Source organism: Schaalia sp. lx-100 (genome assembly GCF_021083625.1).
Lineage (GTDB): Bacteria > Actinomycetota > Actinomycetes > Actinomycetales > Actinomycetaceae > Pauljensenia.
Genome location: NZ_JAJNRP010000008.1, coordinates 150,627 through 159,356, shown reverse-complemented (window position 1 = coordinate 159,356; position 8,730 = coordinate 150,627). Strand labels below are relative to the sequence as shown.

General features: G+C 46.9%; 10 protein-coding genes. 1 reads left to right on the top strand and 9 read right to left on the bottom strand.

The window, feature by feature from the left end; genetic code table 11:
• Positions 1 to 152: 152 nt before the first annotated feature.
• From LRP54_RS07435 to LRP54_RS07395, 9 genes are all read right to left on the bottom strand, one after another.
• Positions 153 to 254 carry a hypothetical protein gene (locus LRP54_RS07435; protein WP_231235577.1) on the bottom strand — a complete coding sequence of 34 codons (102 nt, stop codon included), beginning with the start codon at positions 252 to 254 and terminating at the stop codon, positions 153 to 155.
• A 92-nt stretch (positions 255 to 346) separates the two neighbouring features.
• Positions 347 to 979 carry an ATP-binding cassette domain-containing protein gene (locus LRP54_RS07430; protein ID WP_231235575.1) on the bottom strand — a complete coding sequence of 211 codons (633 nt, stop codon included), beginning with the start codon at positions 977 to 979 and terminating at the stop codon, positions 347 to 349.
• Complete coding sequence (locus tag LRP54_RS07425; protein ID WP_231235574.1) at positions 979 to 2,874, bottom strand: hypothetical protein; 1,896 nt, start codon at positions 2,872 to 2,874, stop codon at positions 979 to 981. Before LRP54_RS07425 ends, LRP54_RS07430 begins: the two co-directional genes overlap by 1 nt.
• A gap of 27 nt (positions 2,875 to 2,901) precedes the next feature.
• Complete coding sequence (locus LRP54_RS07420; protein WP_231235573.1) at positions 2,902 to 3,213, bottom strand: lactococcin 972 family bacteriocin; 312 nt, start codon at positions 3,211 to 3,213, stop codon at positions 2,902 to 2,904.
• Positions 3,214 to 3,320: 107 nt separating this feature from the next.
• On the bottom strand, positions 3,321 to 3,479 hold the full coding sequence (locus LRP54_RS07415; protein ID WP_231235572.1) for a hypothetical protein: 159 nt from the start codon (positions 3,477 to 3,479) through the stop codon (positions 3,321 to 3,323).
• 284 nt (positions 3,480 to 3,763) lie between these two features.
• Complete coding sequence (locus LRP54_RS07410; protein ID WP_231235570.1) at positions 3,764 to 4,657, bottom strand: TrmH family RNA methyltransferase; 894 nt, start codon at positions 4,655 to 4,657, stop codon at positions 3,764 to 3,766.
• A gap of 3 nt (positions 4,658 to 4,660) precedes the next feature.
• Positions 4,661 to 5,704 (bottom strand): quinone-dependent dihydroorotate dehydrogenase, encoded by a 1,044-nt coding sequence (locus LRP54_RS07405; RefSeq protein ID WP_231235569.1) that lies wholly within the window; start codon positions 5,702 to 5,704, stop codon positions 4,661 to 4,663.
• A 69-nt stretch (positions 5,705 to 5,773) separates the two neighbouring features.
• A complete protein-coding gene (locus LRP54_RS07400; protein WP_231235567.1) occupies positions 5,774 to 6,265 on the bottom strand; it encodes a hypothetical protein in 492 nt (163 codons plus the stop codon).
• Positions 6,266 to 6,633: 368 nt separating this feature from the next.
• A complete protein-coding gene (locus LRP54_RS07395) occupies positions 6,634 to 7,260 on the bottom strand; it encodes a DUF3043 domain-containing protein (protein WP_231235565.1) in 627 nt (208 codons plus the stop codon).
• Between the two features lie 76 nt (positions 7,261 to 7,336).
• On the opposite strand from LRP54_RS07395, the gene LRP54_RS07390 reads away from it, so the two are divergent.
• A complete protein-coding gene (locus LRP54_RS07390; protein ID WP_231205156.1) occupies positions 7,337 to 8,707 on the top strand; it encodes a dipeptidase in 1,371 nt (456 codons plus the stop codon).
• Positions 8,708 to 8,730: the final 23 nt, after the last annotated feature.

The following is an 8,730-nucleotide window of genomic DNA, read 5'->3' as shown; positions in this document are numbered from 1 at the left end:
AAATGGACAATAAGTCAGTAAGGCCTTGAGACCACAGGTTTTATAACCCCCTTTGTTGGGGGAAATAAAAAAGAGGCTCCACGTCTTCCCTCATTCCCGCGGATGGGAAGAGGGCTAGCGTGGAGCCTCAAAAGGGTAGGCATTGCTAGGGTTTAGTATCCGAGTTTGGCGTTGACTCGTGCTTGAACTTGGTCATGCAGACTGCCCAGGTGGTGTTGGTGTTCATCCCCGTTGCCAAAACTTATATGTATCATGGCACTTTCTTTAGACGCTTATTATGGCCTCAAGCGCAGTTTACATGTCTAATGACAGAAGTCTGGTTAGCACAAGTATTTGGGATAGGTGTTTAGATTTTCGTGAGTGTATAGGTCTGATCGCAGGCGGCGGCTAGTGTTAAGTCATGTGTTGCGATAATAACTGTGGCTCCTTTTGCTACCTGTTCTAAAAGTAAGTCTTGTACCAGCTGCCGATTGGTGTCGTCTAGTGAGGCGGTCGGTTCGTCAGCGAATAGATAGTCTGCTTGTTTATAGATCGCGCGGGCAATAGCTACGCGGCGTTGCTCGCCACCGCTTAGCTCCACGATTTGTGATTCTAAACGGTCTGCAAGCCCCACTTGCTGCGCAGCAGCACGGGCTTTCTCATCTTTGTGTGACCGCCGTAAACCGTGTTTAAGCGTAATGTTGTAGCCGACGGTTTCGCTGTCATCTAGGCCAGCGTCTTGAAGAATAAACGAAACTTTTTCCTTCCAGAATTTTCGGATTTTTCGTTCGTTCCATGCTTGCGCTTCCACCCCGTCAAATGAGATGCTTCCCGCGCTTGTAGGGAGGATGAGGGCGAGCATATTAAGTAAGGTGGTTTTCCCCACGCCTGATTCACCGACTATCGCCAGGCTACTCCCGTTAGGACACTGCAGGGAAATACCGTGAAACAGGGTGCGCGCCCCAATTTTCATTGACAGGTCATTAGCTTCTAACCCCATTAGTAGTCCACCTTTCTAATGGCTAAGGAAAGCATGGCTTTACGTATAGTACGGCGATAAATGAAAAAAGAAATAAGAGCGAAAACTATCACAGTTGCTATAAGAAACGCAGGTTGATTAACGCTTAGGGCATATGCAATTACTAGCGATAACGTGAGTGCGAGTACTAAACCAAGGAAGTCAGTTACCAGTGGAACTCGGAAGAGTATCGCCCAGCTGGCTCCGTTGAGATAAAGGGGAAACTTTGCGCGCCTGCGTCTGTTTGCATATATCAGGGCGGAAACTAACGTTGATGCTAGGAATGAAACCATAAGGATAGTCAATGTAAAGAGTGACACCTGGTAGGCTAAGCGTTGATCGGAAGCATAAACCGAGTTCTTATCGCGAATATTATCAAAGGTCAGGTTCAACCCAATCTGCGAAGTAGACTTCAAAAGATCATCTGAATCAGTAAAAATTACCGCGCCGGTAGTCGCGTGACTCATCAACAAATCTCCGTTATGTACCTTACTTACCTGTGGCACCACAATAATAACGGGGTTTTGGGCGACCTGGAACAGTCCGGTGCCACGCACGCCGATAACCGCTTGGGATTCTTCTGGCAGGAAAACACGCAAATCCTCTGCCGATAATCCGAGGGAAGATAGCGTTTGTGCAGAAAGAGACGACGCGGGTACTTCACGTAAATCAGCGGTTTGATCAGCATAGAAAAGGTTGAAGGCATCTTCGTTATACACCACCACTGAATCAACGCCGATTCCGCTAATTGCGTTAGATTCTTCGGGATAGAGCTTCGCGTAGAAAATTTTATGCTCATTTTCTAACTGGGTAACGAGCTTAGCAAAGTCTTCTACATGAGCATTCCAATCCCGGTTCTCGTCTACAATACCTCCAAAGTTCGCAGTATATAGGTCAGAGTACTCACTAGCTTTTTGTGCAGCAACATAGTTTGACTGAGCAACCTGCGCAGCATAAAAAGTAAGCGGAATAGTTGTAAATACCAGTAGCAACACAGCCATACGTAGCAGGAAACTAACAATACTGAAGGAGAGAGGTAGCGGCTTACGCTGTGCGAACTCGCTAATCTTCACTCTAGACAACACAGCAACAATAAAACTGAAAACCGCAATCAGTGCAGTAACGACTATGATGATCTTACCTGCAGTTACAAGCACAGGTAGAATGCGGCCACTAAAGAACGATATGACTATCGCTGTGCATATACTACTTAATGCGCAAGTGCTGAAAAGCGGAAAGATAAAATCTTGCAAATCACGCATAATAATCTGGTGATTGCTATAACCGTTAAGCATCCGTACTACTTGAGAGCGTCGTTTAGAAATAAACCAGCCGATAATAATGATTGAAGTAAGTAGTGCAGTGACCAGTACTACTGCTATCACCCCTTGGTATGCCAAAGGAAGTAGCAGTAATTCTAAACTCGAGTACTGTTCCCAAGTATGCACGGCACCATGAGAAGTTAACCATTGCTTAAAGCCAGCGATATTTTCTTTAGTTCCTTTCAGTGCATATACGCCTGAAGGTGGAATATCCGTAGCATTAGCAGAGGGTAGGAGGACTCCAGTTTTACTGGGATTCACCCAAGTAATTGAGCTTAGCTGAGTGGGCTGCGGAAACCCTCGAGCAATAATTTTTACAGTTTTAATGCCTGTAGTGCCAGATAGCTGAAAGATTTCCACCCGCTGCCGTGAAGAAACCTCTTGGAGTTGCTCATCTACGGCAGCAGGTGGAATATCAGAAAGCTGGAAGTTAATGAAACCAACGTCGGAAGTGTCCAGGGGTAACACGCTTTCTTCCTGAATGGCTTGCAAAAAACCAATACAAGTAGCCAACATTCCCAGTACTACACCGCAGAAAACCACTAAACGCCGCATCAACTTACACTCCCTCGTACGATTTGACTAGCAAGTAGCAGTCTGAGATGAAGTGCCAGCTTTAAACGTCACGGAAGAACCAGGAGTGCGCCACAGCCATGTTGAGGCAGTGTTACCTGCAGAGGCGTTGGAACGCTCATATTTCCCAGAACTCGTCCCAATGGATGTCCAGTGCCACCGTGAGCCATGATAATAAGACGAGCTCGCGTTACCAGTTGCGTAATTTGTGCCGTAGTACCAGTCGCCACCGAACAGATCCTCAGCGAAAGCAGCTCCAGCGCTCATCCCAAGTAACATTGCCACAGACGCAACTCCGATAGCTTTCTTTGGAAGCTTCATGATATTCTCCTGAGATTCCAATGTGTAAAGCCCCAATGCTTTACATATTTTCAATATACCGAATAGCTAAAGCGCATGCAACAGAAAATGTCAAATCGATGTAAGTTTTACTGAAGGACGAATGAGTATCCGAGTTTGGCGTTGACTCGGCTTTGCACCATGTCGTAGTTGTATCCGGTGGCGTTTAGGTGAGCATGGTGTTCTTCACCGTTACTCCACGTACCGTTAATGACTTCACGGGCGAGGTCGTCCAGGTTCTTACCCACAAGCTTTGGAGTAGGAGCGGATGTGGGGTGTCTTGGCCGTTCATGTGGTCATACCAGCAGTGGTCTTACCTCATTTTTGTGTTACTGCACCGCAGATCTTTCATCGAGGATTCCCTATCCCTCAATTCAAGCCGACTCCAACACCGACTTAACCGCAAGAACAGCGGACAAACAGCACAAAAACGTTAACCACAAAAACCCTCTAAAAAACGTCCGCAGTCCCTTTTGGCCAATAAGCCAAAATACTCTATACGCGTCGATGAGAAAAGGAAAGCGGTCTTAACTCATGTGCCTACATGTCGTGTCGCCCAGAAAGCAACAGCGGAGGCTGAAGCGACATTTAAGGAATCAACTCCGCCAGCCATCGGTATTTTCACGACCTCATCACATGCGGCAATGGTAGATTGTGCTAAACCATCACCTTCAGTTCCCATAACTAGAGCTAATCTCGCATGAGGATCACAGCATGCCGGAGAGGTAATAAAATCATCCAGAGATAAAGATTTTTCCGACAAAGCAAGTGCGGCAACGGTAAACCCAAGGGAATGTAATTCAGTGATAGTGGGATGGGGCCAATGTGTCAGCCGAGTCCATGGGACTTGGAACACCGTTCCCATAGACACGCGAACAGAACGACGGTACAGCGGATCTGCACATGAAGGTGTGACAAGGACAGCATCCATATTTAAGGCTGCAGCACTGCGGAAAATCGCTCCCACATTTGTATGATCGACAAGGTTTTCGAGGATCACAATACGTTGAGCAGGTTTTGCTGCAGTACGAAGGCCAGATGAGAGGAGTTCACTGACTGAGGGCAGTTCAGGTCGATGCATGGCAGCAAGCGCACCGCGATGCAGATGAAAACCTGTGAGCATTTCAAGTACGTCTTCTTCTGCAACAAAAACAGGAATATCGCCACCGTCTTTACTGCCAGTTGCTTTATATATGACTGGGGTGAGCGTCTCAATCCATCTATGCGCCATCAGGAATGAGCGGGGATGATGTCCTGCAGCGATAGCACGAGTAATGACATTTGTTGACTCAGCCATGTAAAGGCCGCGTTCTGGTTCAAGACGTGAACGTAATTTCACATCTGTCAGCGACGTGTAATCTGCCAGAAAATCTTGTATTTCCTGTGCGGGATTATGCAAAGAATCAGCATGAAGCGTAATAAACATGGCTTAGTAATGTGCAAGTGCGCGGTTCATCATGCCAGGCCATGATGGGCCTTGGAAAACAAAAGCAGTAAAGGCCTCCACGAGATCTGCGCCGCAGGCCAGCATGTCGAGAGCATCATCAGGGGTAAAAATGCCACCTGTACCAATGAGGATTTGGTCATCACTTAAATGCAAAGCAAGTAAGCGTACTACTTCAAGTGCTCGTTCTTTCAGTGGTTTTCCAGAAACACCGCCATCGCCTAAATCATGAGCAATTGTTGTATTTGTTGCAACAACACCTGCTAGGTGCATTTGCCGTGTGAGTTGGGCGATTGCGATGATGTCCTCGTCATCTAAGTCAGGTGCAATTTTGACGAATATTGGAATATCTCTTGTCGTTCCTTCAGTGCATCCATGCTGAGTTGCTTCCACAATGGGGCGTAAATGCTCAACAGCTTGGAGGTTACGTAGGCCAGGGGTATTGGGGGAGGAAACATTAACGACAATGAAATCAACCCATGGAGAAAGAATACGAGCACAGGTCTGGTAATCCTGAGCGGCATCTTCTTCAGGTGTTATTTTATTCTTGCCGATGTTCGCGCCAACAATTGCCTGACGTCCTTCGCGTGTGGAACGCAGTTCACGTAATCGTTGAGCAGCGGCATGTGCCCCTTCGTTATTAAAACCCATGCGATTACGTAGGCCGTGATGGTCCATGAGGCGCCATAAACGTGGTGCTTCATTACCGGGTTGAGGCTGGGGAGTAATTGTTCCTATTTCAACGAAAGCAAATCCGAGAGCTGTCATACCGAGGACGGCTTGAGCATTCTTATCCATACCTGCTGCCAATCCCAAACGGCCAGGAACAATACGATTACCGATGGTAATAACACGGCCTGCTTGTCGTTTGTGTGTGGGCATATACCCTAATGTGGCACGCATAAGACGGCGGGTTGGTAATAATTTACCAGCATAACCAATTGCCCCAAGCCCATGATGATGAGCGTATTCAGGATCTGTTTTATGAATAAAAGTACGGAACAACCACGAATATGCAGCACTCAACATGTATATAAGAGTACCTGTCAAAAAGACATGTGACTATTTCGCCTCAGAGAACATATAGGTGTTGATATTTTAATCCCACCATATATTCCATATGCGCACCTCCTTGTGGTGAGAATGTGTATGGGTAGTGATTTCATCGGGAATATGCGAATACATGAAAACAGGAAAACCACTGTAAGCGCATATGTGAAACCATACATCGTCATATTTTTCTTGTTGTTTGTGGGTAAGTGAGGATAAAAATGACTGGGGTAAACACAGCGTCATAGAAGTGACATGCACACTTTCATCCGGCATGGGGGAATGAATAACGTAACCTCCAAGGAAAATATTGGTGTATTGCGCCGATACATTCAGTATTTTCCCAAGTGGGGGTGCCCGATGATGTTGCGTCGCCATATACCTTTGAGGGAGGCGCTGTGAAAGCTCTGCCGCTTGCTTCCCTGGCAAAAGACGAAATTGCTGCCACGGTAGTAAAGAATCTGCGCAGATAAGCCAAGGGGCTAACACTGTTAAAATACCGTTTTTTTCTAACCAGTTTTCAGGACCGAAAATTCCCATATTCACCCTCCTGTTATGAAAATACGGTAGGAAAACCAAGAAAGCTCCGAAAAGAAAAAAGATTGTGGATACGACAGCACGTCACTTATCTGCTTGTGGATAACAAAAGTGAAGGACAGAAAAACAAACAAAATATAGGCGAATACCTAAAAGGGACATGCAGCTGTGTATTACAGATCGTAAACAGGCAGAGATAGGGGGAGTCAAAATGGGAGTAAGGAATCGGCTAAGGAATATAAGAGGATCTAGGACCAAAAGTGTGTCTACACGCTCGTATCGTTCATATAAGGGAAGTACCGCTCACAACTGAACGGTACTTCCTGTGAAAATCTGTGATTACATCACGTTAATATGACGACTCCACACTATCAGCGACGTGCCCCTTTCTTTACTTGAGGGTATTCGTCACGCTTGACCTGCGGGCGAGGAGAACGCCACCTGCGCGCCATAATCATGCGTGAATAAGCATAAAACCAGGTTCCACGAGGAATTTCTTCATCAGGGAAAGCCTGAATAAGTCGCTTCTTCAAGCGCTGCCACACAAATACGCCCTCAATAATAGACACGGCAAAAAGTCCATACGTGACAGCTGTGGCAATCGTAATAGCGAGTTGAGTATTCGTTGTGTACTGCGGGAAAAAAGAAACAGCAAGCATCGTTGCCATAAACAATAAAATCACAGGCAAAATGAACTCAGATAATGACCAACGTGCATCTACCCAATCGCGTACCCAGCGACGTACACGCCCTTTATCCCGCCACGGCAGATAGCGTTCATCACCAGTAATGAGCGCTTCTTGCTCACGTTGATACGCTTCATTACGCTTTTCGCGTGCAATACGCTTAGCCGCCTTACGATCGGCAGGAACAAGCGGACGTAAACGCTTGGACTCGGCCTGTTTACGTGAAGGGGTCGGACGTCCTTTTTTCCCTGAAACAGGGGGGACTAAAGCAGTATTTTCAGTTTCTCTGTGTGAATCTTTACGGCTGAACACTCTTGTATTCTAAGGGATAGAATATGTCCTGAAGACAACAATCAAAGAAACGGGCATATAAGGAACTGTCAAGAACATGACACACACCGACCTCACCACACATACTCTGCGCGCGCGCTTAGAAGAAACTTTCCCGACTTTTGTTCAGACACTGATTGACCTCATCGCCATCCCCTCAGTGTCCTCACTACCTCAACACAGTCAAGACCTTGATCGTTCGGCCCAGTACGTACAGCAGCTTTTCAGTGATATTGGTTTAGAAGCACGTATTGAATCCGTTACCACACCAGAAGGCGTCGTAGGAAAACCTGCCGTCCTTGCCCGTAGCCCACATATTGAGGGTGCCCCCACTGTTTTACTTTATGCCCATCATGACGTTCAACCTACAGGTGATCCGCAGCGATGGAGTCTTGAACCTTTTACTGCTGAGGTGCGTGGGGATCGGCTATACGGTCGTGGAAGTTCTGATGACGGAGCAGGAATCGTTGTTCACCTTGGAGCTTTAAATCTGCTTGCCCGTGACCTTCCCGTGAATGTCATCGTCTTTATTGAAGGGGAAGAAGAACTTGGCTCACCCACATTTGACACATTTTTACATACCTATGCCGACGAACTTCGTGCAGATGTCATCATCGTGACAGACTCAGATAACTGGAAAGTAGGCGAACCAGCTCTGACAACAACCCTACGCGGAAACTGCTGCTGCACACTTGAAGTGACCGTATCTGAACATGCTGTCCACTCCGGCATGTTTGGTGGACCTATGGTGGATGCAACCACCTGCGCTTCTTTACTGATTTCTTCTTTCTATGATGAAGCAGGAAATGTGCGCATTAAAGGATTAGGTGGATCTGACAAAGCAGATGTTGATTGGCCGGAGGAAGAATTCAGAGCAGCAGCCGGCATACTTGAAGGCGTACAACTTGCAGGCACCGGTGATTTAGCAGCACGCGTATGGACAAAACCATCAATCACAGTCATTGGATGGGATACGACCAGTGTCGCTGAGGCTTCCAATACGATTGCTCCAAAGACACGCCTACGCTTATCAATGCGCACAGTTCCAGGAATTGAACCTGAAAAGGCAATGGAAGCTCTGCGCGCACATATTGAAACGCATATGCCATTTGGTGCGCATGTGACAATCAGTGACGTGGAATGCGGCCCCGGCTATCAAGCTGATCTTGAAGCTCCCGCTGTTGAATTAGCCCATCGCGCACTAACGGAAGCCTGGTCAGTTCCTTCTGTCAATATTGGTGTGGGAGGTTCCATACCTTTCATTTCCCAATTCCAATCAGAATTTCCAGAAGCTCAAGTACTGGTTATGGGAGTGGAGGACCCCCTCACAAATGCGCATTCTGAGGACGAATCACAGTCCCTATCTGATCTCAAACACGCGATTCTTGCGGAAGCTCTTATTCTGCGCGATTTGGCACACAAGCCGTAAAAACCGCAGAAAAATAAACAGAA